This is a genomic window from Brevibacterium sp. XM4083 (assembly GCF_006489205.2).
Lineage (GTDB): Bacteria > Actinomycetota > Actinomycetes > Actinomycetales > Brevibacteriaceae > Brevibacterium.
This window is the reverse complement of sequence record NZ_VFYR02000004.1, coordinates 382,553-407,985: the sequence shown is the minus strand read 5'-3', so window position 1 is coordinate 407,985 and position 25,433 is coordinate 382,553. Positions and strand designations below refer to the sequence as shown.

The 25,433-nt window shown below is 69.3% G+C and carries 26 protein-coding genes, 1 tRNA gene and 1 other RNA gene; 13 read left to right on the top strand and 15 right to left on the bottom strand.

Features of this window, described 5'->3' with window-relative positions; all coding sequences use genetic code 11:
- Positions 1-191: 191 nt before the first annotated feature.
- Complete coding sequence (locus tag FJ887_RS14330) at positions 192-1,220, top strand: iron-siderophore ABC transporter substrate-binding protein (protein ID WP_140955728.1); 1,029 nt, start codon at positions 192-194, stop codon at positions 1,218-1,220.
- On the opposite strand, the gene FJ887_RS14325 is transcribed toward FJ887_RS14330, so the two are convergent.
- On the bottom strand, positions 1,150-2,223 hold the full coding sequence (locus FJ887_RS14325; RefSeq protein ID WP_140955729.1) for a helix-turn-helix transcriptional regulator: 1,074 nt from the start codon (positions 2,221-2,223) through the stop codon (positions 1,150-1,152). The genes FJ887_RS14330 and FJ887_RS14325 overlap by 71 nt on opposite strands.
- Positions 2,224-2,330: 107 nt before the next feature.
- Between FJ887_RS14325 and FJ887_RS14320 the strand changes: the two genes are divergently transcribed.
- Positions 2,331-2,726 carry a RidA family protein gene (locus FJ887_RS14320; RefSeq protein ID WP_140955730.1) on the top strand — a complete coding sequence of 132 codons (396 nt, stop codon included), beginning with the start codon at positions 2,331-2,333 and terminating at the stop codon, positions 2,724-2,726.
- Here FJ887_RS14320 and FJ887_RS14315 read toward each other — a convergent pair.
- The 5 genes from FJ887_RS14315 to FJ887_RS14295 form a co-directional block, all read right to left on the bottom strand.
- Positions 2,668-3,198 carry a GbsR/MarR family transcriptional regulator gene (locus FJ887_RS14315; protein ID WP_140955739.1) on the bottom strand — a complete coding sequence of 177 codons (531 nt, stop codon included), beginning with the start codon at positions 3,196-3,198 and terminating at the stop codon, positions 2,668-2,670. The genes FJ887_RS14320 and FJ887_RS14315 overlap by 59 nt on opposite strands.
- Entirely contained in the window at positions 3,198-4,664 is a 1,467-nt protein-coding gene (locus FJ887_RS14310; RefSeq protein WP_140955731.1) for a L,D-transpeptidase, read from the bottom strand. Before FJ887_RS14310 ends, FJ887_RS14315 begins: the two co-directional genes overlap by 1 nt.
- Positions 4,665-4,846: 182 nt before the next feature.
- Positions 4,847-4,942, bottom strand: an RNA gene (gene ffs, locus FJ887_RS14305) — signal recognition particle sRNA small type.
- Between the two features lie 55 nt (positions 4,943-4,997).
- On the bottom strand, positions 4,998-6,311 hold the full coding sequence (locus FJ887_RS14300) for an RNA polymerase sigma factor (RefSeq protein WP_140955732.1): 1,314 nt from the start codon (positions 6,309-6,311) through the stop codon (positions 4,998-5,000).
- On the bottom strand, positions 6,311-6,736 hold the full coding sequence (locus tag FJ887_RS14295; protein ID WP_140955733.1) for a YciI family protein: 426 nt from the start codon (positions 6,734-6,736) through the stop codon (positions 6,311-6,313). Before FJ887_RS14295 ends, FJ887_RS14300 begins: the two co-directional genes overlap by 1 nt.
- A 270-nt stretch (positions 6,737-7,006) precedes the next feature.
- On the opposite strand from FJ887_RS14295, the gene FJ887_RS14290 reads away from it, so the two are divergent.
- From FJ887_RS14290 to FJ887_RS14280, 3 genes are read left to right on the top strand one after another with little or no spacing between them, the layout of a single operon-like run.
- Positions 7,007-8,077 (top strand): efflux RND transporter periplasmic adaptor subunit, encoded by a 1,071-nt coding sequence (locus tag FJ887_RS14290; protein ID WP_140955734.1) that lies wholly within the window; start codon positions 7,007-7,009, stop codon positions 8,075-8,077.
- Positions 8,077-8,886: an ABC transporter ATP-binding protein gene (locus FJ887_RS14285; RefSeq protein WP_140955735.1), complete on the top strand. Its 810-nt coding sequence runs from the start codon at positions 8,077-8,079 to the stop codon at positions 8,884-8,886. The genes FJ887_RS14290 and FJ887_RS14285 overlap by 1 nt, the downstream gene beginning before the upstream one ends.
- Complete coding sequence (locus FJ887_RS14280; protein WP_140955736.1) at positions 8,883-10,082, top strand: ABC transporter permease; 1,200 nt, start codon at positions 8,883-8,885, stop codon at positions 10,080-10,082. The genes FJ887_RS14285 and FJ887_RS14280 overlap by 4 nt, the downstream gene beginning before the upstream one ends.
- A 217-nt stretch (positions 10,083-10,299) precedes the next feature.
- On the opposite strand, the gene FJ887_RS14275 is transcribed toward FJ887_RS14280, so the two are convergent.
- Positions 10,300-11,817: an MFS transporter gene (locus FJ887_RS14275; protein WP_140955737.1), complete on the bottom strand. Its 1,518-nt coding sequence runs from the start codon at positions 11,815-11,817 to the stop codon at positions 10,300-10,302.
- Between the two features lie 101 nt (positions 11,818-11,918).
- On the opposite strand from FJ887_RS14275, the gene FJ887_RS14270 reads away from it, so the two are divergent.
- Both FJ887_RS14270 and FJ887_RS14265 read left to right on the top strand, forming a co-directional pair.
- A complete protein-coding gene (locus FJ887_RS14270; protein WP_181365676.1) occupies positions 11,919-12,848 on the top strand; it encodes a helix-turn-helix transcriptional regulator in 930 nt (309 codons plus the stop codon).
- Between the two features lie 61 nt (positions 12,849-12,909).
- Positions 12,910-12,997, top strand: a tRNA-Ser gene (locus tag FJ887_RS14265).
- Between the two features lie 826 nt (positions 12,998-13,823).
- Here the strand turns inward: FJ887_RS14265 and FJ887_RS14260 are convergent.
- The 3 genes from FJ887_RS14260 to FJ887_RS14250 form a co-directional block, all read right to left on the bottom strand.
- The gene (locus FJ887_RS14260; protein ID WP_250786255.1) at positions 13,824-15,413 is read right to left on the bottom strand and encodes a SpoIID/LytB domain-containing protein; all 1,590 of its coding nucleotides are present in this window, start codon (positions 15,411-15,413) and stop codon (positions 13,824-13,826) included.
- A gap of 130 nt (positions 15,414-15,543) precedes the next feature.
- Positions 15,544-16,077, bottom strand: a complete 534-nt coding sequence (locus tag FJ887_RS14255; protein ID WP_140955467.1) for a type 1 glutamine amidotransferase domain-containing protein — start codon at positions 16,075-16,077, stop codon at positions 15,544-15,546.
- 230 nt (positions 16,078-16,307) lie between these two features.
- On the bottom strand, positions 16,308-16,898 hold the full coding sequence (locus FJ887_RS14250) for a TetR/AcrR family transcriptional regulator (RefSeq protein ID WP_140955468.1): 591 nt from the start codon (positions 16,896-16,898) through the stop codon (positions 16,308-16,310).
- A 28-nt stretch (positions 16,899-16,926) separates the two neighbouring features.
- On the opposite strand from FJ887_RS14250, the gene FJ887_RS14245 reads away from it, so the two are divergent.
- The gene (locus tag FJ887_RS14245) at positions 16,927-17,598 is read left to right on the top strand and encodes a hypothetical protein (RefSeq protein WP_140955469.1); all 672 of its coding nucleotides are present in this window, start codon (positions 16,927-16,929) and stop codon (positions 17,596-17,598) included.
- On the opposite strand, the gene FJ887_RS14240 is transcribed toward FJ887_RS14245, so the two are convergent.
- Entirely contained in the window at positions 17,588-18,547 is a 960-nt protein-coding gene (locus FJ887_RS14240) for an NADP-dependent oxidoreductase (RefSeq protein ID WP_140955470.1), read from the bottom strand. The two genes, FJ887_RS14245 and FJ887_RS14240, sit on opposite strands and share 11 nt — an antisense overlap.
- A gap of 188 nt (positions 18,548-18,735) precedes the next feature.
- On the opposite strand from FJ887_RS14240, the gene FJ887_RS14235 reads away from it, so the two are divergent.
- Together FJ887_RS14235 and FJ887_RS14230 are read left to right on the top strand one after the other, a co-directional pair.
- A complete protein-coding gene (locus FJ887_RS14235; RefSeq protein ID WP_140955471.1) occupies positions 18,736-19,134 on the top strand; it encodes a YciI family protein in 399 nt (132 codons plus the stop codon).
- 108 nt (positions 19,135-19,242) lie between these two features.
- On the top strand, positions 19,243-19,917 hold the full coding sequence (locus FJ887_RS14230; protein WP_140955552.1) for a DNA alkylation repair protein: 675 nt from the start codon (positions 19,243-19,245) through the stop codon (positions 19,915-19,917).
- 30 nt (positions 19,918-19,947) lie between these two features.
- Here the strand turns inward: FJ887_RS14230 and FJ887_RS14225 are convergent, their stop codons facing one another.
- The 3 genes from FJ887_RS14225 to FJ887_RS14215 form a co-directional block, all read right to left on the bottom strand.
- Entirely contained in the window at positions 19,948-20,319 is a 372-nt protein-coding gene (locus FJ887_RS14225; RefSeq protein WP_140955472.1) for a winged helix-turn-helix domain-containing protein, read from the bottom strand.
- A gap of 29 nt (positions 20,320-20,348) precedes the next feature.
- On the bottom strand, positions 20,349-20,768 hold the full coding sequence (locus tag FJ887_RS14220) for a hypothetical protein (protein WP_140955473.1): 420 nt from the start codon (positions 20,766-20,768) through the stop codon (positions 20,349-20,351).
- Between the two features lie 131 nt (positions 20,769-20,899).
- Positions 20,900-21,349, bottom strand: a complete 450-nt coding sequence (locus FJ887_RS14215) for a flavodoxin family protein (RefSeq protein WP_140955474.1) — start codon at positions 21,347-21,349, stop codon at positions 20,900-20,902.
- 42 nt (positions 21,350-21,391) lie between these two features.
- Here FJ887_RS14215 and FJ887_RS14210 point away from each other — a divergent pair, with 42 nt between their 5' ends.
- The 3 genes from FJ887_RS14210 to FJ887_RS14200 all read left to right on the top strand — a co-directional run bounded on the left by FJ887_RS14210 (position 21,392) and on the right by FJ887_RS14200 (position 23,652).
- Positions 21,392-22,306, top strand: a complete 915-nt coding sequence (locus FJ887_RS14210; RefSeq protein WP_140955475.1) for a Sir2 family NAD-dependent protein deacetylase — start codon at positions 21,392-21,394, stop codon at positions 22,304-22,306.
- 20 nt (positions 22,307-22,326) lie between these two features.
- Positions 22,327-22,905, top strand: coding sequence for a TIGR03085 family metal-binding protein (locus tag FJ887_RS14205; RefSeq protein WP_140955476.1), 579 nt, complete (start codon positions 22,327-22,329; stop codon positions 22,903-22,905).
- A 255-nt stretch (positions 22,906-23,160) separates the two neighbouring features.
- Entirely contained in the window at positions 23,161-23,652 is a 492-nt protein-coding gene (locus FJ887_RS14200; RefSeq protein ID WP_140955477.1) for a DUF4190 domain-containing protein, read from the top strand.
- 156 nt (positions 23,653-23,808) lie between these two features.
- Here the strand turns inward: FJ887_RS14200 and FJ887_RS14195 are convergent, their stop codons facing one another.
- Positions 23,809-25,431, bottom strand: coding sequence for a polyamine aminopropyltransferase (locus FJ887_RS14195; RefSeq protein ID WP_140955478.1), 1,623 nt, complete (start codon positions 25,429-25,431; stop codon positions 23,809-23,811).
- Positions 25,432-25,433: the final 2 nt, after the last annotated feature.

Genomic DNA, 25,433 nt, shown 5'->3' with positions numbered 1-25,433 from the left:
GACTTCGATAGTCGTCCATGTTCCTTCCGAAAGAGACTGTGGCAACGGCTGAGCACGATTATCCGGGTGTCAGCTGGCAAAAAGCTGAGTCGATGACGGCCGGGGTTTCAATTCTCTTGAAAACTTAAGTTAGGCTGTCCTTGTCAAGCACACGGACCGCGTCGCGGTCCACCACTGTCGAAAGGGCAGGGATGTCGATTCCATTCGCGCGCCGGGCACTCGCCGCGGGCACCATCGTCGCACTCGCGTTCACCGCGAGTGCATGCAGCACAGACTCCTCGGCGTCGGAGGCCACCGCGTCCTCGGACTTCACCCCGGTGACGATCGAACACGCACTCGGCCAAGCCGTCATCGAGGAGGAGCCGCAGCGCGTCGTCACGCTCGGACAGGGCTCGACGGAGACCGCGATCGCCCTCGGCAAGACGCCGGTCGGCATGGAGGAGTACGCGTGGGGCAGCGATGACACCGGCTACATGCCGTGGATCTACGAAGCCGTCCAGGAGCGCGGTGACGAACTGCCCGAACAGTTCCAGGGCGCGACCGAACTCGACGTCGAGAAGATCGCCTCGCTCGAACCCGACGTCATCCTCGCCCCGTGGTCGGGCATCACCGCCGACCAGTACGAGCAGCTCGACGCGATCGCCCCGACCGTCGCGTACCCCGAGCAACCGTGGACGATCGAATGGGATGACCAGATCACGACGATCGGCAAGGCGCTCGGGCAGGAGGAGGAGTCGCAGCAGCTCGTCGAGGACGTGCAGAGCCAGCTCGACAGCGCCAAGCGCGACGAGTACAAGGACCTCACGTTCTCCTTCATCTACAACGACGGCCCCGGCACGCTCGGCGTCTTCTACCCGCAGGAGCAGCGCGTGGCCATGGTCTCGGCGCTCGGTCTCACGCCCGATCCCGTCGCCGAGGAGCTGCGCGCCGACTTCGATGCGCCGGGCACCGATTCCGCACTCATCGGTCTGGAGAACGCCGACAAGCTGAACAACTCGGACCTCATCTTCACGTTCTACTCGGATCCCGCGAGCCGTGAGGAGATCGAGGGGCAGAGCGTGTACGCGAACATCCCCGCGATCAAGGCCGGTGCCGTCGTCGCCCCGGAGGACCAGTCGTTCGTCACCGCGTCCTCGATCATCAACCCGCTCACCGTCCCCTGGGCGCTCGAGCGCTACGTCCCGATGATCGACGCCGCCGTGGAGAAGGTGCAGAAGTAAGGCAGCGCGCCGCCATCGCTCGGGCCCGATCGCCGAGGTGGTCCCGGATGTCGTCCGGGGCGATGACCTCGGCATCGGGCCCGAGCTGCCACAGCGCCCAGATCGCGTGCTCGGCATCCTGGAAGGTCACGGTGTAGTCGAGTTCACCGCCTGCGACCGTGCTCTGCTCGAGAGGCCGCTGCTCGACCGGCCGCGCCTGATCGATGTCGATCGCCGTCGCGCGCAGGGCCGCGGCGCCGGCGCCGGTCGTCCGCACCGTCACCTCGACGGTGTCACCGGCCGTGCGGAAGCGCTCACTGCGCTCGCGCCACAGCGCCGGCAGATCCACGGTCTCGGGGCGGTCGGCCGCCTCGGCGAGGAGTTCAGCGGCCTCGATCCGCGACAGCCGGTACGTCCGATCCTCCCCGCCGGCCAGGGCGAGGAGATACCCCCGACCCCGCGCGGAGACGAGTCCGACCGGATCGACGATGCGCCACCTCGGTGAGCGCTCGGGTGAGCCTCCCGCGGACCGGTAGAGGAGCCGGAGCCTGCGGCCGCGGAGCACACCGAGGCGAACGGACTCGAGCACGTCGGCCGACACCGCCTCCGATGCGCGGGGCCTGGCGAGAAGGTCGATGTCGGGGTCGATGAGGATCCGCTCGCTCACCGTGGTCGCCTGGGAACGATGACTCTCCGGCAGGGCGTCGACGAGTTTGCGCATCCCCGAGCCGAGTGCCGGAGCGAGCCCGAACAGCTCCTCACCGCGGGGGAGTCCGGCGGTGAGCAGCGCGAGCGCCTCATCGTGGCGCAGGCCGGTGAGCTCGGTGCGGAAGCCGGGCAGGAGCGAGAAGCCGCCGTGACGACCCCGCTCGGCATAGACGGGCACGCCTGCGGCCGAGAGCGCGTCGATGTCGCGCAGCACCGTGCGCGTCGAGACCTCGAGTTCGCGGGCGAGCGTCGGCGCCGACAGTCGGCCGCGCTGCCGCAGCAGGAGGACGAGGGAGACGAGGCGGTCCGCGCGCATGTCGTCACTCTATGCGAATACGTGACAGGAGGTGTCGTGATTGTCGGACAGCCTTGAGGGACGGGGCGTCGTCCACGGCGTCCTCACACCCACCTCAAGGAGGAACGATGGACCGCACGGCAGTCAATCCCGTCACCTGGTCGACCGAGCTCGGCTTCAACCAGGGCGAGCTCGTCACCGGCCCCGCCCGCACCCTCTTCATCTCCGGTCAGACGGCCATGGACGCCGAGGGCCGACCCCAGCATGAGGGTGACATCGCCGCCCAGCTGCGCCTCAGCCTCGACAATGTCGAAGCCGTCCTCGCCGCGGCGGGCATGGGGTTGAGCGATCTTGTGCAGCTCAACGTCCACACGACCGACATCGACGGGCTCTTCCCGCACTACGGGGAGCTCGCCGGGCGCCTCGCCGCAGCAGGCGTCGCCCCCACGACGACGATGCTCGAGGTCAGTCGGCTTGCGGTGCCCGGCCAGCTCGTCGAGCTCGAGGGGATCGCGCTTGCGTGAGCGCGGCCTTGTGCTCCTCCCACGCCGCGGCAAGATCGACGTCGTCGATGAGCCACGACATGTAGTCGTGCATGTTCGTCACCCGGGCATGGGCATCCGTGCCCGGGGCGACGCGCTCGAGCGCCGAGGCGGCAAGGCTGCGCTGGGCGCGCAGGTACGCATACTCGCGCTCGAGGAAGCCCGCCCACACATCCTCGTCCATGATGAACCGGTCCGCCCGGGTCCCCGGACGGCGCACCCGGCGGACGAAGCCGGAGTCGACGAGGCGGCGGGTCGCCGTCGACACGGTGCCCGCACTGATGCCGAGGGACTCGGTCAGCTCGGCCGCGGTCACCCCGCCGGAGGAGTCGAGGAGCAGGTAGCCGGCGATCCGGCCCTCGAGGACCGAAGCCCCCGACATCGCCCACATCGTGCCGAAACGGGTGCTGAACTCGATCCGGAAAGCGCGGCCTGCGGTGCTGTCGTCGGACATCAGCTCAGCGCGCTCAGCTTCTTCCATTCGTCCCAGGAGTACACCCAGTCCGAGATGTCGCTGTCCTCGGTCGACAGGTCGACCGAGGAGTCCTTGATGATGACCGGATCCCCGTAGATCGCGGAGTCGTAGTACTCCTTCGCCCGCTGCGTCGTCAAGTTGATGCACCCGTGGGAGACGTTCTGCGACCCCTGGACGCCGGCCGACCACGGGGCGGCATGGACGAACTCGCCGTTGTTGTGGATCCGCACTGCCCACTGCACCGGGGTCGTGTAGCCCCACCGCGCCGAGGTCATCGTGTAGTTCGCGTGCTTCGACATGACGACATGCGTGCCGTTGTACGACGGCGCCTTCGCCGAGCCGAGCGACGTCGGGAAGTCCATGACCTCCTTGCCGTCGCGGGTGACCGTCATCCGGTGGGTCTTCGCGCTCGCCTCGGTGACCTGCTCACGGCCGATCTCGAAATCCAGGGTGAGATCGTTGGCGCCGACGCGGCCATCGGCCATCGGCACGTTCTTCACCGGCGCGTCGACGGAGACCTTCGAGTACGCGGGCCAGTACTCCTTCGGCCGGAAGTGGAGACGCGACTCCGGATCGTTCGGCAGCCACGCCCACGACCCTTCGACCTCGCGCTTCTTCCCGTCCTCGTCGGTGACGTCGACGGAGAGCCGATGCTCGACATCGTCCCGGTACTCCTTCGCGACCGTCGACCCGAAGGTGAGGACGATGGGCGCTGCGACCCCGACGGTCTGATCGTCGGAGAGCACGGTGCGCATCGTCATCGGCTCACCGTCGGCCGCGGCGACCGTGGCCGTGGCCTCGAAGTCGTGGTCCTTGCCGTCGGGCGTCGTCGCCGTCGCGCTCACCTCGTATGTGCTGTCGGCGACGAGATCGAAGTCCGAGGTCCACCCCGCCGCGCTGTCCGGTGCCGTCACGGTGTCGGCGTCATCCGGCGCCGAGGTGGTCGACGGGCTCTCCGACGACTCCGGCGCCGAGGTGGTCGCCGGGGACGGCGCGTCCGTGTCCTCCGGTGAGGTGAGTCCGCCGGCGGTCGGGTCGCCGTCGCTCTCGAGTTCCGTGCCGGCGGCGTCGACGAACGTGCCGGGATCGACGGCGATCCTCGGGTGGTCGGGATCGACGAGGGTGACGTCCTTGAGCACCGCGCCGTCGACGCTGAGGACGAGGCGCTTGCCGGGGTCGACGTCGATGTCGGCACCGGTCTGCACGGTCTCGCCGACGGAACCGCCGGTCGCGGTCGGGGAGGCGCTCGCCTCGGCGGAGTCCTCCGCCTCGGAGGCAGCGCTGTCGGCGACGGTGCCGATGCGGAACTCGGGTGCGGGGGAGACCTCGGCGGACGTCGAGTCGTCACGGGTGTCCTTGGGATCGGAGCTCGACGGGGTGCAGGCGGCGAGGAGGGCCAGAGCGGAGACGGCGGCGATCGCCCCGGAGATCTTCGTGCGTGACAAAACAGGGAACCTCGTTCGGAAGACAGAGAAGGGGAGCGGAATCAATGCTATTGATGCGAAATCACGAAAGTATTGAGAATGCGTGACAAAGCGCGCGTGGAATTCCGGTCAACGCCTCTCACCTGGGGAATCGGTGCGTCAGGGAGTTGTGGAATCGTGATGTGACTGGAAAGCCGCGAAGGAAGAAGGACTCCCCGTGCACCCGCCAGAGCTCGCTTACCCTTGCTGCCTTCCGGCCCTGGGGGAGTTCACAAGATGACGCCGCACGGGGAGCCACCGACCAGTCTAGGCGAGAGCGCGGGCTGCGGACAAAATGAGCGCGTGCGAGGTCGATCACTGCAGCCGGCGCGCCTTCGCCAGCAGCACCTCCCGCTCCCGGTCGTTCGTCGCCAGCGCGGCGGCCCGCTCGAACTCGGCCACCGCCTCGGCGCTCCGTCCGGCCCGGGCGAGGAGCTCACCGCGCACGCTCGGCACATGGTGGAACCTCGGCAGCGCCGCGGTCACGCCTCGGTCGGCGATGTACTCGAGCCCCGCCTCGGGGCCGTGGGCCTCAGCGAGGGCGATCGCCCGGTTGAGCGTCGTGATCGCCGAGGGGGCGGCCAGCTCGAGGTCGCCGTAGAGGGCGGCGATGCGCTCCCAGTCCGTGTCCGCGAGCGTCCGCGCTCGCGCATGGACGGCGGCGATCTCCGCCTGCAGCGTGTACGTCCCGCGGGACTCGCGCAGGGCCAGGGCCGTCGTCAGCGAGGCCTCGCCGAGGCGGATGAGCGACCGATCCCAGCGCGTGCGGTCCTGGTCGGCCAGGAGGACGGGTTCGCGGTCGGGGCCGAGCCGGGCGGGGAAGCGCGCGGCCGTCAGCGCCATGAGGGCGACGAGTCCGTGGACCTCGGCCTCCCGCGGCAGGAGCCCCGCGGTGATGCGGGTCAGTCGCAGGGCATCGAGCGACAGTGCCGGTTTCATCCAGTCCGGGCCCGAGGTCGCCACGTGGCCCTCGGAGAACATGAGGTAGAGGACAGCGAGCACCCCGGTGATGCGGCCCGGCCAGGAGTTCGCCGGCGGCAGCTCGAAGGGGACCTCGGCGGCGGCCAGCGCCTTCTTCGCGCGGACGATGCGCTGCTGGATCGTCGGAACGGGAAGGAGGAATGCCCGGGCGATCTCCTCGCTCGTCAGACCGCCGACGACGCGAAGATTGAGCGCGAGCTGCGCCTCCCGGGAGAGCACGGGATGGCACGAGATGAAGATGAGGCGCAGCACATCGTCGTCGATGGCATCGGGATCCCACGGCAGGGCGGTCGCCGCAGTCTCCTGCTCGTCCTCGAGACCCTCTCCGAGGGCGGCGATCCGCTCGGCGAATCGCTCCTGCCGCCGCCACGTGTCGATCGCCCGGCGCTTGGCCACGGTCATCAGCCAGCCGGCGGGGTTCGCGGGGATCCCCGCCTCCGGCCACTGGCTCAGCGCCTCGGCCACGGCCTCCTGCGCGAGATCCTCGGCGAACCCGAAATCGCCGACATGGCGGGTCAGGGACGCGATGATCTTCGCCGCCTCGATCCGCCACGTCGCCGCGACCACCCGAGCCACCGCCTCGGCGGTGCTCCGGTGGTCGCGGTCGGCACCGCCGGCAGTCGGCGCCGTGGTCTCCGGCGGGACCATCAGTTCCCGGCGAGCCGGCCCTCGGCGATCCACTCCTGTTCCTTCTGCACCCATTCGTTGTCCTGGGGGAAGTCGTCGGGCCCGGTGACGCGGCGGACCTCGATCTGGGAGCCGGCGCCCAACGGTGCGCGCTTGGCCCATTCGACGGCCTCCTCCTGCGAGGAGACCTCGACCATCCAGAATCCGTTGAAGAGCTCACGCAGCTCCCCGTAGGGGCCGTCGGTGACGACGGGATCGTCCTCGCTGAAGTCGACGACCGCGCCCTCCGAGGCGTCGGTGAGTCCGGCGCCGTCGGCGAGGACACCGGCCTCGATCATCGATTCGTTGTACCGTCCCATGGCGGCGATGACCTCGTTGAAATCGGCCTGTTCGAAGGCGTCGACGGCGGCCTGGTCGACGGCCCGCATGATGAGCATGTACTTCATGATGACTCCTAGCAGTCAGATGAACCTCGGAGAGTCCCGGTCGAGACCCTCTCATGCACTACGTCGAACAAGCCTAGAGCGGATCGACAGGGTGGCGAGGAAAACTTCGAGAAACTTTTCCGCCGCTGCGCGTGTGGGCGACGTCACCGGCCGAGACCACAGTGTTATCACCTCGTGACCCCGTCGCAACTGCAGATGGTGTGACCTCTGCTTAGGGTGGAGTGTCCTTCCCGTCGATCCCCGTCCCCGATCCCCGCCGTCTAAGGAACCATGCAGATCTTCCGCCGCGTCATCCTGCCCAGCGCCTTCCTCTTCGTCCTCGTCGTCATCGCCGCGATCCTCGCCTGGATCGCCTTCAAACCGGCGCCCGAGGATGGCTTCGACGCCGCCTCGGCGACGGGTGAGCCGGTCGGCTCCTCGGTCTTCGCCGAACGCGGATCGATCGCCAACACCCTCGAGCTCAAGGGCACGATCGCCGTCGACAAGCCGACCGCGGTCAAGGCCGGACGTGAGGGCACCGTCAACCACTTCTTCGTCCAGCCCGGCGACGAGGTGCTCAAGGGCGCCCAGCTGTTCCAGGTGAGAAGCGAAGGCCAGCCCGCCGAGGCTGCCGCCGGTGACGCATCCGACGCCGCAGGCGACGGGCAGGAGGCTCCCGCTGCCCCGGCACCCAAGCCGAGCTATCACACGGTCGTCGCTCCCGACGACGGCACCGTCGGCGACTTCGCGGTCGAGAAGAACGACACCGTGACCGCCGACACCGAGGTCACGCAGCTGCTCAAGGACTCCTTCACCGCCCAGGCCGACATCCCCGCCGTCGACCTCTACCGGGTGCCGAAGCTCCCGGAGACCGCGTCGATCGCCATCACCGACGGCCCCGAGCCCTTCGACTGCACGGCCCTGCGCCTCGACCAGGGGTCCTCGGTCAAGAGCGCGCCCAAGCCCGAGGACGCCGGTGCCGAGGACGGCACCATGCCCGAGGACGGCGGGACAGGAGCCGCCGGTTCCGGAGACGGGCCGAAGCTCATCTGCGGAATCCCGGACAAGCAGACGGTCTACAACGGACTCGCCCTGACGATGACCGTCGAGGCGGGCAGTGCCGACGACGTCCTCGTCGTCCCCGTCACCGCGGTGCGCGGAGTCACCGACTCCGGCACCGTCTGGGTCGTCTCTGAGGACGGCAGCCAGGAGGAGCGTCCGGTCGAGCTCGGCCTCAACGACGGCGCGATGGTCGAGGTGAAGTCCGGTCTCGAGGAGGGTGAGGAGATCGAGGAGTTCGTTCCCGGCACCGAGCCCGAGGACGAGGACGACATGTCCGGCGGCGAAGAGTTCGACTTCTGATGGGGGCGACGCCAGACATCCCCGCCCCGCCCGGAACCGCACCAGCAGCAGAGGAGGCCACGGCCGCCTCGGCGCCTCTGCTCTCCCTGCGCCACGTCGCCCGCACCGTGCCCATCGGTGAGGGCAAGCTGCTGACGATCCTCTCCGACATCAACCTCGACGTTCGGTCGGGTGAGCACATCGGCATCGTCGGGCGCTCGGGCACCGGCAAATCGACGCTGCTCAACATCCTCGGCCTCCTCGACCTGCCGACGGCAGGGGAGATGGACTTCAACGGGGAGCCGGTGCAGTCGATTCCCCGCAACCGGGCGGCGAAGACGCGAGGCCGGGACATCGGGTTCGTCTTCCAGCAGTTCAACCTCCTGCCCGGCCGCACCGCCGTCGAGAACGTCGAGGCGCCGCTCATGTACGGCACCGGCAGCGAATTCCGGAACCGTCGGAGGATCGCTGCCGAGATGCTCGGGCGTCTCGGTCTCGGCGACCGGATCGATGCGAAGCCGAACCGGCTCTCCGGTGGTGAGCAGCAGCGGGTTGCGATCGCCCGCGCCCTCGTCCGCCGGCCCAAGCTCGTCCTCGCCGATGAGCCGACCGGCGCCCTCGACGTCGAGACCGGCAAGACCGTCATGGGCCTCCTCGACGGGATCACCCGCGAGTCGGGAGCCGCGCTCATCACGATCACCCACGACCTCAGCATCGCGAACATGGCCTCCCGCCGCTACGCCCTCCACCGGGGCGAGCTCCAGGCGATCCGCGACGACGCGACGGCGCAGGCGCTCTCCGGCGCGCCCGCGGCAGGAGGTGCCCGATGATCTCAGCATTCCTCGCCTCGATCGTCGAGGCCTGGCAGGAGCTGCGCGTCCACAAGGTCCGGGTCCTCATGTCGCTCATCGGCGTCGGGGTCGCCGTCTGCGGCCTCACCCTCGTCGTCGGCTTCGGCAACATGATGCAGAAGGGACTCGTCGACGACTTCGAGCGCTCTGGCGGTCGTGATTCGACGTACATGTTCTCGGTGGTCAGCCCCAGCGGCGAGACGAGTGCGGCAGACGCGGAGAAGATCTCCGACGCGATCGAGCAGGCTCAGAGCCGCTTCGACATCGACTACGTGTCAGCGACCGGGCAGTCGGAGCTGCGGCTGCAGAGCCCGACGGGCAGCATCGACGCGACGCTGACCATCGTCGATGCCGACTACGAGGTCATGCACAGGGTGCGGGTCGAGCACGGACGATGGTTCACCGCGGCCGACGCCGAGAACATGGCCCCGGCGATCGTCGCCGATCAGGTGTTCCTCGACCAGTACGGCCTCGATGCCGGTGCGCTTCCTGCGACCGTCGACCTGCCCGGGCATCAGGCGGGAGTGGCGACCGTCATCGGGTCGGTCGCCAGCCCGAGCTATGCGGAGATGGGCACCTTCTACGCGCTGAGCGCGCAGGCGGAGAAGTTCGGACCGACGGTCTCCCGTCCCACCGAGTTCGAGATGTGGCTGCCCCCGGACGTCGCGCAGCAGCTGAGCAAGCAGGTCACCTCCGACCTCAAGCGGCAGCTTCCCGGGTACACCATCGACAGCTATCGCAGCGATTTCGCCGAGGACGCCGCCGGCGCTCTCGGCCCCGTGCAGAACGTCCTCCTGGCCATCAGCATCCTCATCCTCTTCATGGGCATGCTCGGGCTCATCAACATCTCGATGGTGACGATCCAGCAGCGGATCAGGGAGATCGGCATCCGCCGCTCCTTCGGCGCGACGAGCCGGCGGATCTTCTTCTCCGTGATGATGGAGAGCGTCGTCGCGACGACCGTTGCCGGCGCGATCGGCGTGCTCATCGCCGTCCTCGTGCTCAAGGCCCCGATTGTCGGGCAGGTGCTCTTCGACGGCATGGTCACCCCGCAGGTGCCGTTCTCCGCCGTCATCGTCGGCATGCTCGTGTCGATCGGGATCGGAGCGCTCGCCGGACTCGTCCCCGCGCTCGTGGCGATGCGGGTGCGCATCATCGACGCCATCAGGGCGTAGCGCCCGGCGGGAAGCAAGAGTCCGGCGAATGGAGCCATGCGTCTGGTGACTGCTGCGAGCCCTGTGACTGCTGCGGGCCCGACGAGCCCAGCGAGCCCGGACCGAGACGATCGGTCCGGGCTCGCGGTGGTTTCCGGCCGGTGCACCCGCGCTGGGCTAGTTCGGAACGCTCAGACGGTTAGCGCCGCGGCCGAGGCGATCCGGCGTCCAGCAGCGCTCAGGCTGCGATCGTCCGCCTCGCTTCGCGGAGCAGGACGAGGGCGCCGATGCCGAAGATCACGCTCATCCCGATCTGGGCGAGGCTCGCGACCGCGAAGGCCGTGTCGAAGCCGAAGCCGGCCGCCACCGCGTGGAAGAGCGCACCGAGGAGGGCGACACCCACGGCGATGCCCGCCTGCTGCATCGTCGCAATGAGTCCGCCGCTCAGGCCCGCCACCCGGTCGGGCACGGCGCTGACGACCGTGCCGACGAGCGGACCGAACTGCAGCGCCTGACCGACGCCGAGGAAGAGCGAGGGCAGCTGGATCCACAGGTTGAAGGCCTCGCCGGCGGCTGCGGCCACCCAGGCCACCCCGAGCAGGCCGATGACCTGGAGCAGCGTGCCGAGCAGCATCGTGCCCGGGCCGGTGAGCCGCCGGACGACGCGGGGGACGGCGAGCGAGGTGAGGAGGAAGGCCGCGGCGAAGAGGCCCAGGGTGAGCCCGGAGATGTAGGCGGGATCGTGGTGACCGGTCTGGCTCGTCTGCGCGAAGTTGTACATGAACGTGCCGAACCCGCCGAAGAAGACGAACGACATGATCATGCCGACCCATGCCGCCGGCATGCGCACGACCTGCGGGGGGATGAGCGGATGGCGGTCGGTCGCCTCGGCGCGGGCCTGCCAGGCGATGAACGCGCCGACGGCGAGGATGGCCGTGACGAGGAGGATCGCGGGCAGCGGCAGCCACCCGGTCACCGGTCCGAGGGCGAGGCCGATGACGAGGCAGAGCATGCCGATGCCGAGCAGTCCCGCGCCGAGCAGGTCGAGCGGCACCGGATGAGGCGTCCGTGACTCGGTGAGCCTGAGCGAGCCGAGGAAGGCGGCGAGGGCGACGACGGCGCAGCTGAGGAACGCCGCGCGCCAGCCCCACGTCGCACCGAAGAGGGAGATGAGGCCGCCGCCGATGACCTGACCGCTGACGGTGCCGACCCCGGAGAACGCCCCGAAGAGGCTGATCGCCCGCAGCCGCGCCGCACCGGCCAACGCGTGCTGGATGCTCGCGAGGATCTGCGGCATCATCAGTGCCGCGGCCAGGCCCTGGCCGGTGCGGGCGACGAGGAGCGCGGCCGTCCCCGGGGCGAGGCCCACGGCGAGGGAGACGATGACGAGGGCGGCCGTGCCGATCGTGAAGAGGCGACGCCGGCCGAAGCGGTCGCCGATGCGGCCGCTGAGGATGAGCCCGGCGGCGAACGATGCGGAGAACAGGCCGACGACGAGGGCGGAGGCGGAGTCCCCGGCGCCGAGGTCGGCCTTGACGGCGGGGATCGCGATGTTCGAGACGGAGAAAATGTAGGTCGCGAGGAACGCGCCGACGTGCAGCGGCCACAGAGTCGCCTCGGACTCCGAGGCTGCGGTCGGTTGGCGGCGCGATGGCGGCTGCGTCGTTGATGCGGTCGGGGCGGTCGCCTCGGCGGGGTTGTCGTTGTGGACGGGAGCACTCGATTCTGCCGTGGCGGCACCGGGAGAGATTCTCATGCTCCCATTGTTCGGCCGCGGTGACCAGGGTGGGAGGGCGTGCTCATGGTGGTGGTCGCGCCACCTGGATGCGGGCGGGGGAGTGGGCGGACAATGAGGGCATGGCACAGGAGAGGACAAGTGAGCTGGGGCGGTTCCTGCGGTCGCGGCGCGATCGCGTGCGGCCCTGCGACGTGGGGCTGGCGAAGGGGACGAGGCGGCGGGTGCCGGGTCTGCGGCGCGAAGAGGTCGCGGTGCTCGCGAACATCGGCACGAGTTGGTACACGTGGCTTGAGCAGGGGCGGGAGGTCCACCCCTCCGAGTCGGTGCTCGAGGCGATCGCCGAGGCGCTGCTGCTCGACCGGGAGGAGCGCGCGCATCTCTTCCTCCTCGGCGGATACCCGGATCGGGCGACGAATCCCGGCGACTCGGAGGTCGGCGAGCAGCTGCGGATGATGCTCGACGAGGTGCTGCCGCTGCCGGCGATGGTCACCGATCCGACGTACACCATTCGGGCGTACAACGAGGTCGAACGGTATCTCACGACCGATCTCGCCGAGGTGGCCCCCGCCGACCGCAACTGCGTCATCCAGGCGTACGAGAACCCCGAGTGGGCCTCGATCTTCCAGCCGCTCGACGAGCACAAACGACTGCTCGTGGCGAAGATGCGGGCGGCGTACGCCGAGTCGCTCGAGGATCCGGCATGGGGTCCGCTGCTCGAGCGGCTGAGCCGGTACCCCGACTTCCGGGCGCTGTGGGATTCGGGCAATGTCGGGCGGACGCCGGGCCGGACGAAGGTCGTCGAGAACCCTTACGTCGGCACGCTCAACCTCACGATGGCCACGCTCATCGCGCAGGAGAACCAGCGGCTGACGCTGTCGGTGTATCTGCCGGTCGACTCCGTGACCCGCGCGCGGCTGGAGACGCTGCACGGGTGGATCCGGGACGGCAGCATCGAGAAGAAGCGCGCCGAGGTCGTCGCCGAGCACGAGCGGGCGCTCGCGGGTGCGGCTGATGGGGGCGAGCGGCCCGTTCACCTGCGGGTCGTGTGATGGTTCACACTGGGCCTCGGCGATTTCGCATTGCGGTCACGACTCCGATAAGCTGATCCGCGGAGGATTCGCCTAGTGGCCTATGGCGCTCGCCTGGAACGCGGGTTGGGTTAACGCCCTCAGGGGTTCGAATCCCCTATCCTCCGCCAGCAAGCACAAGCCCCTCACCTGGGAAGATTCAGGTGAGGGGCTTCTGCGTGCGGGGACGGCTGCGCGACACGGGCATCGTTGCAGCGGCACGCGATGTCTGTGTGTTGACACGCTGCGATCGGCACGGCGCAGGCGCGACACGGGGCGGATGTCGGCCAGAAGTGAAATTGCCCCACGACTAGTCGCCTGCGTTTCAACTTTTGGCCTGCAGTGTGGCGCGCACTAACGTTCGCTCGGTCGCTACTGGCCGGGGCCGTCCCTGCGCGCGCCGCAGCTCGCGAGGCTCAGCCGCTCGTGTGTGGGCCTCCCGGAGCGGTCTCTGCGGGACGCCAGAGGTTGGCGCGATTCGGGGCACTTGCCGACACGACACGGGGCAGATGTCGGGCAAAAGTAAGATTGCCCCACGACTTGTCGCCTGTGCTTCAACTTTTGGCCTGCAGATTGTCGTGCGCACTAGCGTTCGCTCGGTCGCCGCTGGCCGGTGCTTTCCCTGCGCGCGCCGCAGCTCGCGAGGCTCAGCCGCTCGGGAGCGTGGGCGCTCCGGAGCGGTCTCTGCGGGACGCCGGATGCCGGCGCAATACGGGGCACTTGCCGACACGACACGGGGCAGATGTCGGGCAAAAGTAAGATTGCCCCACGACTTGTCGCCTGTGCTTCAACTTTTGGCCTGCAATGTGGCGCGCGCACTAGCGTTCGCTCGGTCGCCGCTGGGCGGCGCCGTCCCTGCGCGCGCCGTAGCTCGCGAGGCTCAGCCGCTCGTGAGCGTGGGCGCTCCGGAGCGGACTCTGCCGGACACCAAGCGCCGGCAGTGCTGAAACCCTCCGCTCACCCCATGGTGAACGACGCGGACTTGAGCTTGAGCGCACTGCGCAGCTCGGCGCCGGTGCRGGTCGCGGTCGCCCCCTTCGTCGAGGTCGCCTTCGCCGAGGTGACAAGGCCCGCCTTCGTCCGCGTCAGCGACACCGTCGCGACGTCGGGCAGGCCGAATGCCTTCGCCATCGCCGCCTGCGAGGGCGTCACGGTCCATGAGGCGTTCGGGTTCCCGGCGGCTTTCGACTTCGACGCCGCATCGTCACGGGACTGCAGGTAGGGGACGTCACTGCCCCACACCTCGGCGGCGGAGTTCGTCACCCCCGCCGAGGACGAGGAGTACACGGCATCGATGAGCGCGCCCTTGTACATGACGACCTTCGCGTTCCGCACGTTCGCCCCCGACCCCGACTGCGTGGCCTGGACGGCCCTGCGCCAAGGACCGCTGTCGCGGGCATTCTCGTGCGCCCAGCCCTTGAAATGCTGCGAGGTGACCTCGTCGTAGACATTGCATGCGCAGTCGGCCTTGAGCGGCCCCAGATTGCGGTAGGCATACGTCCGCGCGGCGATCGCCTGCGCCTCGAGCGCGGGGGACTGCCATGACGCGGGGGCCTCGGCGATGCCCGGCAGGTATTCGGAGTTCGTCCGCATGACGCCGAGGACGTTGAGCGCGTTCTTCAGCTGCCGGATCTCGATCTTCCCGTGCCGATAGGTCCCCGTCGACCCCGACTGGGCGCGGCTGACCGCGACCGTCGTCGCCTGCGACCCCGACCAGTAGCGCGTGTTCTGCCACTCGACGGTCAGCCACGAACCCTCGTAGGACTTGCCCCCGACCTTCGCCCTGACCCTGCCCGACGACGTCCGCTCGACGGTGATCGCCGAGCCCGACTCGACCGTCGTGCGCCCGACCTTGACCCGCAGGCGGCCCGCGGACGGGGTGAGCGTCACCGACTTCTCCCCGGCGAGGAGCTGGACGGTGATGTCGGAGTTCGCGTTCGCCGAGGTCTGCGTGACCGTCGCCGGGTTGTAGTAGTGCTCGAGGATCTGCGTCGCGCTCTTGCCGGCGGCGGCCATCCCGCGGGCCCCGTACTGGCTCATCCCGACCCCGTGGCCGAACCCGGATCCCTTGAGGGTGAACGACGACGGCGCCTTCGTCAGCTCGATCTTCGCCCCGGCGGCGCTCGTCCACGTGATGCGCCCGTTCTCGAAGTCCTGCCGGGTCACCGAGCCCGCCCTGTACTCATTGCTCGTCGGGTACCCGAGCGGCCCGTTCTCCCAGCCCGACTTCTGCCACGCCGCGCGGATCGCACCCCACGTCGCGTGGGCCCCGGTCGCCTTCGTCCAATGGATCGTGCCCGCCCTGAAGGTCTGGTAGCACCCGCCGTCCCTGAGCGTGCAGCGCTCGGGGCTGACCGCCGGGCCCAGCCGTCCGGTGTCCCCGCCGAGCGAGCGGTGCATCGCACCGATGCCGCCGCCGGTGGGATAGGCCGCCGCGGCCGGCGCGGGCACGGTGAGGGTGAGCACGCCGGAGACGGCGACGAGGAGAACGGTGAGAAGACAGGAGAGGACGCCGGACGGCATACGCCCGGTGGAGGAAGCACGCATGTGATGATCATATGCGCAGGTGGCGCGTCCACGGACACACCGAGGTGAAACGCAGACGAACTCCCCGGAACCGCGGTCCCGGGGAGTTCGCACGCCGAGGCGGCTGCCTCAGCTCAATCCGCCAGCCGGCTCACTTGAGGGCGTCGGCGATCGCGGCGTTGAACGCGTCGAGATCGCCGGGGTTGCGGGAGGTGATGAGATTGCCGTCGACGACGACCTCGGAATCGCTCCAGTCAGCCCCCGCATTCTCCAGATCGACCTTCGTCGACTCGAACGACGTGAGCTTCCGGTCCTTCGCGAGGTCGGCCTGCGCGAGGATCCACGGGGCATGGCAGATCGCGGCCACCGGCTTGTCGGCGGCGAAGAACGCCTTGACGAGAGCGACGGCGTCCTCATCGGTGCGCAGGGTGTCGGCGTTGATCGTGCCGCCGGGCAGGACGAGCGCGTCGTAGTCGTCGGCGTTCGCCTCGGCGACGGGCACGTCGACGGTGAACGTGTCGCCGTGGTCCCAATCGTTCTCCATCGCCTGCAGAGTGTTGTCCGCGGGCGAGATGATCACGGTCGTCGCGCCCGCCTCATCGAGTGCCGTCCGCGGGCTCGTCAGCTCGACTTGTTCGACGCCGTTGGTGAGCAGGAATGCGATCTTCTTGTCGGATACGGCCATGGTGGCTCTCCTTCTCTGGTGCACTGCTGTCGGACACGGGCCGGCGCGATGCCGGTCGACCCGAAGGCTGCGCTTTGACGCAACTCGGGTTGTCTCCATTCAACAGCCTGACCCTGGGAGAACATTCCGAACACCGAGCGGCGGGTCAGGGCAGATGATCCGCCGCGACCTGGTCAGAGCGTGGGGACCGCGCCGGTCGGGGCGGGGGCGCGTGATCCGTGGCATCCCGGTCAGGTCGTGGGATCGCCGAGGCGGACGATCGCCTCAGCGGAGGCGGCGACAGCGTCGTCGACCCAGTCGGGAATCGCCGTGCCGATGAATGGGCGGACGATGCCGTAGGGGGCCAGGCGCGTTCCCATCGAGAGGAGTTCGCGCCGGTGGGGCGTCGGGTCGGCGAAGCGCCGGGCGAGGAGGCCGTCCATCGCCGCGTCGATGTCGTCGTTGATGTGCGCGGCGTCGTCGCGGACGCCGAGCGGGCCCTCGGCGGCGAGTGCCGACTGACGGTAGAGCAGCATCGAACGCGCCTCCTCGGGGTGGGCGCGGCAGAACGCCGGGATGTGGCGTGCCGCGGCCCGCACGGCCTCGTGCGGATCGTCGAGGTCGTATGCGGCGAGGAGGCCGACGTGGAAGCGGCCGATCGAACGCAGCCAGAGGCGGGCGAAGACGTCGTCGCGGGAGGGGAAGCGGTGATAGATCGAGCCCGTCGGGCCGCCGATGCTCCGGGCGACGTCGGCGATCGTCGCCCGGGGGCCGCTGACGGAGAGCGCATGAGCGGCTCCGTCGAGGATGTCGTCATCGGAGAAGCGCGCAGGTCTTGCCATGGCATCCGATCATAGCTAGTTTTAGAGCATGAGTTTTAGAACGAAGGGTTTAAAACCGGCGAGGCGGGAACCGGAGGACGGGGAGCCAGAAGGCAGGCGGTCAAGCAACCGGGAGCCGCAGAGCCGAGAGCCACGGAACCCCGAGATCCCCCGCTGGGCGCTCATCGCAGGCTGGGGCGCGCTCGTGCTCCCGCTGCCGAGCGTGGCCTGGCGGATCGCGCTGCTCGCCGGTCTCGATGTGGGGTTCGGCCTCGCGGACGAGGTGCGGTTCTCCGCAGGCGGTGTCGTCTACGTCCTCGGCCTCGAGGTGCTCACACTCCTCGTCGCGGTGGCGGGTTTCGGACTCATCCGGCCGTGGGGCGAGGTCGTCCCTCGGTGGGTGCCCCGCCTCGGCGGGAGGACGATCCCACCCCTGGTGCCGCTCCTCGTCGGCGGCATCGGCACCGTGGTCCTGCTCGGGCTCATCGGATCGGTGCTCGTGAAATTCGTCCTCGCCTGGACCGGGATCGTCCCCGGGTGGACGCCCGATGCGGGGATGAGCGCGGGGGAGCGAGCCGTTCTCCTGGCCTGCTACATCCCGTTCTTCGTCTGGCCCGTCGCGGTCGCGGTCGCGCTCATCGGCTATGGGCGCAGACGCCTCGGGGCCCGATCCGCGCGCGTGCCTGCGGACCGGACCCCGGGGTCGGCCGTCACTGCGTGAGGTAGTCCCTCTGCTCCGCGGTGAAGGGCTTGGGCTCCATCCGCAGCAGCACCTTGCCGACGGGATGGCCGCCGGTGAGGAACCCGTAGGCGGCGCGGACGTCGTCGAGGTCGAACACCCCGCCGATGGGCACGACGACGTGGCCGTAGGCGATCGCCATCGCCAGCCAGGGGAGGTCGTCGCGGCGGGCCTTCGCCTGGCCGTCGGTGTGGACGCCGAACTTGTCGGCGACCTGCGGACCTGCGGCGATCGAGTTGATCCGCGCGGCGGGAACGCCGAGGCCGAGGAGCATCTCGATCTCATCCTCGCCGCGCGTCGAATACGCGGCCTGGATGCCGTCCGGGGCGGCTTCGCGCAGACGCTCCTCGAGCCCGGGACCGTACTCGACGGCGTCGATGCCGAGTCCGTCGAGCAGCTGGACGTTGCCCGGGCTCGTCGTGCCGATGACACGGGCGCCGAGGCCGAGGGCGAGCTGGGCGGCGATGATGCCGACCCCGCCCGAGGCGCCGGAGACGAAGATCGTCTCGCCGGCCTGCGGGGCGATCGCGCGGATGCCGGCGACCGCGGTGCTCCCGGCGACGTTGAGGCCGCCGGCGACATCGGTGCCCAGTCCCTTGGGGATCTTGTTGAGATGCTTGCCGGGATCCTTGACGAGGACGTAGTCGGCCTCGGACTGGTTGGGGACGCCGCCGAAGACGAGGTCGCCGGGGGAGAAGTCCTCGACGCCGTCGCCCACTTCGGCGACGACACCGGAGAAATCCATGCCGAGGCCGCGCGTGCCGCTGCCGGACCCGAAGCTTCCCGAGAGGATTGCGAGGTCGACGGGGTTGAGACCGGCGAAGCGGACGTGGACGCTCACCTGTCCCGGGCCGACCGTGGGGGACTCGACGTCGACGACCTCGAGTTCGTCGGTCGTGCCGTGATTGTCGTACTGGACGCGCTTGGTCATGCTGCACTCCTCAAAAGGTGGGAATCGCTCGGGGTCGGGACCGTGGCGCAGGCTGAGCCCTGCACTGTCACAACGACGCACGTGCGGAAGGCATTCCCGGGACGCGGGCCTACTCTGGGAGGTGGGAAGGCGCAGATCGGGCTCGCCGAGGTGGTCCGGCGCTCCCGTGATCGGAGGAGGAGCCAGCGATGGCCAAGTACCAGATCTTCAAGCACTACCGGGGGACGCCGGAGTACGTCGACTTCGTTCCCATGGACCAGTGGACGCCCGCCGAGGTCGACGCCCACGTCCAGTACATGAACGATTTCGCCGATCGGCTGCGCGAGTCCGGCGAATTCGTCGACTCGGCGGCGCTGTCGCCGGACGGCGCCTTCGTCCGGGCGTCGGGGCCGGATCTCTCCCCGGAGGTCAGGTCGCCGTTCCCCGAGTCGAAGGACCTCGTCGCCGGGTGGATGATCATCGACGTCGCCGACTGGGAACGCGCGCTCGCGCTCGCCGCCGAACTCTCCGCGGCCCCCGGCTTCCAGGGTGCCCCGATCAACGAATGGCTCGAGGTCAGGCCCTACCTCGGCGACGACGCGCACTGACGGTGCGACGATGCGCACTGACGATGCGCACTGACGACGCGCGGCGAGCACGCGATGTGGGGCAGAATGAGCGTGCGCGGCAACGGGAACGACAGTGAGGGGACGAGCATGGTCGAGGCGACGGTGGCTGGTGTCAGGGCGGAGCTCGCCGAGCTCGAGGACCCCAAGGCGCGTGCGGTCAACGAGCGGCACGGCGACGACCACGGGGTCAACCTCACGAAGCTGCGCGGCATCGCGAAGGAGCTGAAGAAGAACGACGACCTCGCCCGGCAGCTGTGGGCGACCGGGGACACCGCCGCCCGCCTCGTCGCGATCCTCATCATGCGTCCGCGCAGCTGGGACGCGGCCGAGCTCGACGCGATGCTCCGGGAGTCGCGGGTGCCGAAGGTCCACGGGTGGCTCGTCAACTACATCGTCAAGAAGTCGAAGCACGCCGAGGCGCTGCGGACGACGTGGATGGCCGACCCGGACCCGGTTGTCGCCTCAGCCGGATGGGCTCTGACCTCGGAGCGGGTGGCGAAGGATCCCGAGGGCCTCGATCTGCCGGGCCTCCTCGACGTCATCGACGCCGAGATGAAGGAGGCGCCCGAGCGCCTGCAGTGGGCGATGAACGAGACGCTGGCGTCGATCGGCATCGAGAACCCCGAGCTCAGGGACCGTGCGCTCGAGATCGGCGAGCGCCTCGAGGTGCTCAAGGACTATCCGACGCCGCCGAACTGCACCTCGCCGTTCGCCCCGATCTGGATCACGGAAATCGTCCGCCGCCGCGCCGAGGGGAAGTGACGGCCGCACCAGCGTCTGACCGGTGCGGCCTCACCGTCCGCCGGCGAGTTCGCGCAGCGCCTCAACGTGGCCGTCGAGGCGGGCCGCGCCGTCCTTCGTGATCGAGACCCAGGTCCGCGGCCGTTTCCCGACGTAGCCCTTCGCGACCTCGACGAGGCCGGCCTTCTCCAGTGCCGTGATGTGCCGGGAGAGCACGGAATCCGAGACCCCGAGCGAATCGCGCAGCAGCTTGAACTCCGCGCGATCCCGGTTCTTCAAGCTGGCGACGAGTCCGAGCCGGGTCGGGTTCCCGAGGTCCGGATCGATCCGGGAGAGGGTCTCGCCGAGGTGGGGGATCGTCTCCTCGGGCGCGGACTCCGAGTCGGCTCCCGTGCCGTCGGTGGGTGCGGTGGAGGGGGTCATCGCGGTCTCCTCATTCGTCTCTGCGCGCCTCACCGGCGCAGTCCGAGGAGAGCCCCGAGGATGCCTGCGACCCAGACGATTCCGGCGGCCGCGAACGTCACCCACGATCCCGCGGTGAGGCTGTCGGCGATCACCCCGGCGATGAAGGCGAGGATGATGACCGGCAGCCATGTCAGCAACAGGAGCGTCGACCGGCGGCTCCAGCTCAGGGCCGAGACGAGGTAGACGACGAGCGCGGCGGCGAGCCACGCGGCGCTCGCCCCGAGGAAGGTGAGCTGGGTCGCCGAATCGTCGATGAGCGCCATCCCGACGAGCCCGATCGAGGCCGCGGCACTGATGACGAGGAGGAAGAGGACGAGCGGCCACGCGTCGGTGCTGCGGGCCTGCTTCTGCGTCGAATCGATCTCGGCGAGGAGGTCGGTGGCTTGCTGCGGGGTGGGCGTGGTCATGGCTGCTCCTTCAGTGCGATCGCGGATCCGCCGAGGCGGCCGATCCGACGAGATGACCGTTGACTTCCGGTGGAAGTGATTTCACCCTACCAACTACTTTCCATATTGGAAAGTAGTTTCTCGAAACAATCTCAGAGCGCCGAGGCGGCCACCGTCGCGGCGAGCTCCGTCGCGGTCTCGAGATGCTCCTCGTCCACCGCGCCGGTGAGGACGAGCGGATCGAAGACGAGCGACCATCCCAGCCCGGTCGTGATCTGCGTCATCGCGGTCTCCGCGCCGGTCGTGTCATAGCCGCCGTGTATCCAGTAGGAGAACGGCCGACCGGCCGTGGGCTCGCGCACCGCGTCGTACGTGGTGTCGAAGAAGTGCTTGAGCGCCCCGGAGATGTAGCCGAAGTTCGCCGTCGTCCCGAGCACATAGGCGTCGGCGGCGAGCACGTCGTCGACGGTGGCCTCGAGGGCGGGTCTGACGGTGACGTCGATGTCGCCGAGCTCGGGCAGGCGCAGTCCGGCCTCGGCCGCCTCGGCGATTCCCTGCGTCGATGGTGACGGTGAGTGATGAACGAGCAGTACGCTGACCATACGGCCACGATAGACGCAGTCGATGGGGACTGGGGAGAGAGAATGAGCAAGGAGACCGAGGAGACCATGGCAGTCATCGTCGATCCGCTGCGCGGGCGCACCCGTCCGGTGGCCAGCCACACCGACTCCGAGATCATCGACGTCCTCACCACCGGCCACGACCCGAGCGACTGGGCGGTGCTCACCGGGGCGGGGATGAGCACGGATTCGGGCATCCCCGACTACCGCGGCCCCGATGCCGCGCCCCGCCGGCCGATGACGATCCAGAACTTCCTCTCCTCACCCGAGCAGCGCGCCCGCTACTGGGCGCGGTCCTGGGTGGGCTGGCCGCGGATGGAGTGGGCGGATCCCAACCCCGGTCACCTCGCGCTCGCCCGCCTGCCGGTCGCCGGCATCATCACCCAGAACGTCGACGGGCTCCACCAGACCGCGGCGCGGGAGGTCGGCAGCCGGAGTCCCGTCATCGACCTCCACGGCAGCCTCGACCGAGTCGTGTGTCTGAAGACCGGCCACACCTTCGACCGCGACTGGGTGCAGGACGAGCTCACCGCGCTCAACCGCGATTTCATCGCGCTCACCGGCATCGACCCGATCGACGTCGAGACCGCGCCCGACGGCGACGTCGACCTCGAGGAGACCGCGCACTTCCGGGTCCTCGACTGTCCGATCTGCGGCGGACTCCTCAAACCCGATGTCGTCTACTTCGGCGACGCCGTCCCGCCCGATCGCGTCGCCGAGGCGAATCGGATCTCTGATTCGGCGCAAGGTCTCCTTGTTCTCGGATCATCGCTCGCGGTGCTCTCGGGGCTGCGCTTCGTGCGGTCAGCGGCGAAGGAGGGCAAGCCGGTCGTCATCGTCACCGACGGCCCCACCAGGGGAGATGACCTTGCCGATTACCGGTCGATCTCCCGGGTCACCGACTTCGTCAGAGAGTGGGCGTCCAGAGAAATCCAATGAGGCAATGACAGACTGCCACCATGACCAGTCTTGCTCGCGCAGAACGACTGCGCCTCGTTGCCGCTGCCCGCGCCGCCGGTGAGGACGCGCCCACCCTCTGTGAGGGATGGACGACCAGGGACCTCGCCACCCACCTCGTCATCCGCGAACGCGAACCCGTCGCGGCCATGGGGATCATGGTCCCCGCGTTCGAGGGCAGGCTCGAGGACAAGGAGCGCGACTACGCGTCGATGCCGTACTCCGAGCTGCTCGGACTCGTCGCCGCCCCACCGAAGTGGACCCCGGGAGCGTGGCCCGGCGTCGGCTCGGTGATGAACACGACCGAATACCTCGTCCACCATGAGGACATCCGCCGCGCCGAACTCGAATGGTTCCCCCGCCGCCTCTCCCGGAAGGACAACGCGACCGTGTGGGCCCAAGCCCGGTTCGCGCTCCTGCCCTACGCGGCGAAGGCGAAGGGCCGCACCGTCATCGTCAGTCCCGGCTTCGGCACCCACGCCGCCGGACGCGGAGAGACGACGACCGTGACCGGCGAACCCGTCGAGGTCCTCCTCTGGCTCCTCGGCCGCACCGACCACGCCCTCGTCGACGTCCGCTGAGGCCCGCCGAGGCGGGGCGAACCGCGGGTGCTGTGCCGGTGCTGAGCCGTCCGCCGAGGAGATGTCGGGCGCGCACCGAGGAGGTGCCGGGCGCGCACCGAGGAGGTGCCGGGCACCCGCTGGATGAGCCAGTCGGGTCCGACCGGGGGAAAACCCCCGCCGAGGTCGACGGATAGGTCCCTTTCCCCTTCCCTGTGCGGTTCCTAGGCTGAAGTCATCAGCCTGGAGTTCGGACCACACGAGAGAGGCACCGCGATGAGCACACCGGTCGCACCCCAACCCGACAATCGATTCGACCCGACCGGACCCGGCCCGCTGGGAGCCCGGCCGGACATGGCCGATCCCGACCGGCAGTCGGCCTATCCGCAGCAGCCCGACGCGCCCCAGTCGTACGCCCGGGGGCCCTACGCGCAGGGTCCCTACGCGCAATCCGATCAGCCCTATCCCGACCAGCCGTACGCTGATCGGCTCTACCCGGCCCAGCGGGCGGCAGAGGATCCGGGCAAGGTGCTCGGCATCATCTCGCTCGTCGCGACTCTGTCGACGTTCATCGGCTTCAACTTCATCGGCCCGGCCATCGGCATCATCACCGGGTACATGGCCCGCCGCGCCTCGAAGGAGGCGGGCTTCGGCGACAACGAGTTCGGCAAGTGGGGCTTCATCCTCGGCCTCGTCTTCATCGGCATCGCCGTCGTCGGCGGCTTCCTCGGCGTCTCGCTCAGCGTGCTCGCTGCGATGATGTCCTAGCCGCGATGATGTCGCAACCGCGACCGCAGCAGAGGGCCCGCGCCCGGTCACCACGACCGCGCGCGGGCCCTCTGCCGTGCTCAGCACCTGACCGCGTGCTCAGCACCCGAGCTCGTGCGCAGTGTCCGACCGCGTGCTCAGTGTCCGACCGCTTGCTCAGTACCCGACCCAGGCTCCGCGCTCCTGGTCGAGCACCTTCGGGTGGAGGAGGGTCGAGGCTTCGACGTTCTTCACCGACGCACGGTCGCGGTCGGGCGGGAACGTCGTCGAGGCCGCGAGCACTTCAGGGGTGACGAATTTCAGATCCGACGGCGCATCCGCAGGCAGGGCGACGGTCGGACCGTTGCCGCTGTCGGTCCCCACCAGGGTGCCGCTGCTGCCGGCATCCCCGGGAGCCGCGGCGAGGAAGTAGCCCCAGTCGCCGAAGCTCGGGACGTCGACGTGGTAGGGCGTCGTCGCCAGTCCCGCCTCGGTGACGGCCTGCCCGATTCCCCAGTACGCCTCCGGGGCGAAGTACGGGGACCCCGCCTGGACGACAAGACGGGCACCGGGGGCCATGACCTGCCTGATGAGTCCGTAGAACTCGACGCTGTAGAGCTTCGAGGTGGCGACGTCGTCGGGATCGGGCAGGTCGGCGATGACGGCGTCATAGGCCGGGTGCTCGGTTTCCCGCAGCCACGTGAACGCATCGGCGGCGACCGTCGTCACCCGCGGATCGTCGAGCGAGTTCTCATTCGAGGCCGTGAAGTGGGGCGAAGTGCGGGCGAGGTCGACGACGCGGGGATCGAGGTCGACGAGGGTGACGGTCTCGACGTCGGGGTACTTGAGGATCTCCCGCACGGCGAGCCCGTCGCCGCCGCCGAGGACGAGGACATTGCCGCGGGGCCCGTTCATCAGCGGATGGACGAGCGATTCGTGGTACCGGTACTCGTCGACCGAGGCGAACTGCAGGTCCCCGTTGAGGTAGAGGCGGGTGTCGCCGGTGCGCAGGGACTCGGTGACGACGATCTCCTGGTAGTCGGTGCGCTCGGAGACGACGATGGGGTCGCGGTAGAGGCGCTGCCGCGTCGTCACCTCGATGTCGTCGGTGAAGACCCACACGACGGTGAGGCCGCCGACGATGAGGACGAGGAGGCCGGCGAGCAGGACCCGGGTGCGGCGGGCCACCTCGGCGCGGAAGAGCCAGAGGACGATGAGGATGCCGACGACGGTGTTCGTGATGCCGACCGCGAGCGCCCCCTTCGTCAGCCCGAAGAGGGGGAGGAGGACGAACGGGAAGGCCAGACCGCCGACGAGGCCGCCGACATAGTCGGCGGCGAAGAGATCGGCGACGGCGCTCGAGGCCCGCTGCGCCCGGATGCGCTGGACGAGCTCCATGAGCAGGGGGATCTCCGCGCCGATGAGCGCTCCGATGAGGAACGCGAGCCCGACCATCGCCACCGTGTAGACGTCGGCGAAGGCGAACGCGAGGTAGAGGAGGATGACGGAGAGGCCGCCGATGATGCCGAGCGCGGCTTCGATGAGGGCGAACGCGACGGCGGCGAAGCGGGTGAGGCGCTTCGTCGCGAGCGACCCGATGCCCATCGCGAAGACCATGACGGCGAGCACGATCGAGGCCTGGACGATCGTGTCGCCAAGCAGGTAGGACCCAAGCGCGACGAGCGCGAGCTCGTAGACCATCCCGCAGCTCGCGCAGATGAAGACGGCGAGGAGGACGAAGAAGCGGGCAGGCCCCGGTTGCAGCGGGAGTGTCAGCGGTGCCGGCGCGGTCGTGCTCAATG

Coding starts and splice junctions, on each gene's coding strand:
- FJ887_RS14225 (WP_140955472.1), bottom strand. CDS start 20,319: ATGACCCCCTCCACCGCACCCACCGACGGCACGGGAGCCGACTCGGAG.
- FJ887_RS14235 (WP_140955471.1), top strand. CDS start 18,736: ATGGCCAAGTACCAGATCTTCAAGCACTACCGGGGGACGCCGGAGTAC.
- FJ887_RS14320 (WP_140955730.1), top strand. CDS start 2,331: ATGGACCGCACGGCAGTCAATCCCGTCACCTGGTCGACCGAGCTCGGC.
- FJ887_RS14255 (WP_140955467.1), bottom strand. CDS start 16,077: ATGGCCGTATCCGACAAGAAGATCGCATTCCTGCTCACCAACGGCGTC.
- FJ887_RS14285 (WP_140955735.1), top strand. CDS start 8,077: ATGGGGGCGACGCCAGACATCCCCGCCCCGCCCGGAACCGCACCAGCA.
- FJ887_RS14300 (WP_140955732.1), bottom strand. CDS start 6,311: ATGGTCCCGCCGGAGACCACGGCGCCGACTGCCGGCGGTGCCGACCGC.
- FJ887_RS14245 (WP_140955469.1), top strand. CDS start 16,927: ATGAGTTTTAGAACGAAGGGTTTAAAACCGGCGAGGCGGGAACCGGAG.
- FJ887_RS14315 (WP_140955739.1), bottom strand. CDS start 3,198: ATGTCCGACGACAGCACCGCAGGCCGCGCTTTCCGGATCGAGTTCAGC.
- FJ887_RS14250 (WP_140955468.1), bottom strand. CDS start 16,898: ATGGCAAGACCTGCGCGCTTCTCCGATGACGACATCCTCGACGGAGCC.
- FJ887_RS14290 (WP_140955734.1), top strand. CDS start 7,007: ATGCAGATCTTCCGCCGCGTCATCCTGCCCAGCGCCTTCCTCTTCGTC.
- FJ887_RS14230 (WP_140955552.1), top strand. CDS start 19,243: ATGGTCGAGGCGACGGTGGCTGGTGTCAGGGCGGAGCTCGCCGAGCTC.
- FJ887_RS14275 (WP_140955737.1), bottom strand. CDS start 11,817: ATGAGAATCTCTCCCGGTGCCGCCACGGCAGAATCGAGTGCTCCCGTC.
- FJ887_RS14215 (WP_140955474.1), bottom strand. CDS start 21,349: ATGGTCAGCGTACTGCTCGTTCATCACTCACCGTCACCATCGACGCAG.
- FJ887_RS14220 (WP_140955473.1), bottom strand. CDS start 20,768: ATGACCACGCCCACCCCGCAGCAAGCCACCGACCTCCTCGCCGAGATC.
- FJ887_RS14210 (WP_140955475.1), top strand. CDS start 21,392: ATGAGCAAGGAGACCGAGGAGACCATGGCAGTCATCGTCGATCCGCTG.
- FJ887_RS14325 (WP_140955729.1), bottom strand. CDS start 2,223: ATGCGCGCGGACCGCCTCGTCTCCCTCGTCCTCCTGCTGCGGCAGCGC.
- FJ887_RS14330 (WP_140955728.1), top strand. CDS start 192: ATGTCGATTCCATTCGCGCGCCGGGCACTCGCCGCGGGCACCATCGTC.
- FJ887_RS14200 (WP_140955477.1), top strand. CDS start 23,161: ATGAGCACACCGGTCGCACCCCAACCCGACAATCGATTCGACCCGACC.
- FJ887_RS14295 (WP_140955733.1), bottom strand. CDS start 6,736: ATGAAGTACATGCTCATCATGCGGGCCGTCGACCAGGCCGCCGTCGAC.
- FJ887_RS14280 (WP_140955736.1), top strand. CDS start 8,883: ATGATCTCAGCATTCCTCGCCTCGATCGTCGAGGCCTGGCAGGAGCTG.
- FJ887_RS14205 (WP_140955476.1), top strand. CDS start 22,327: ATGACCAGTCTTGCTCGCGCAGAACGACTGCGCCTCGTTGCCGCTGCC.
- FJ887_RS14240 (WP_140955470.1), bottom strand. CDS start 18,547: ATGACCAAGCGCGTCCAGTACGACAATCACGGCACGACCGACGAACTC.
- FJ887_RS14270 (WP_181365676.1), top strand. CDS start 11,919: ATGGCACAGGAGAGGACAAGTGAGCTGGGGCGGTTCCTGCGGTCGCGG.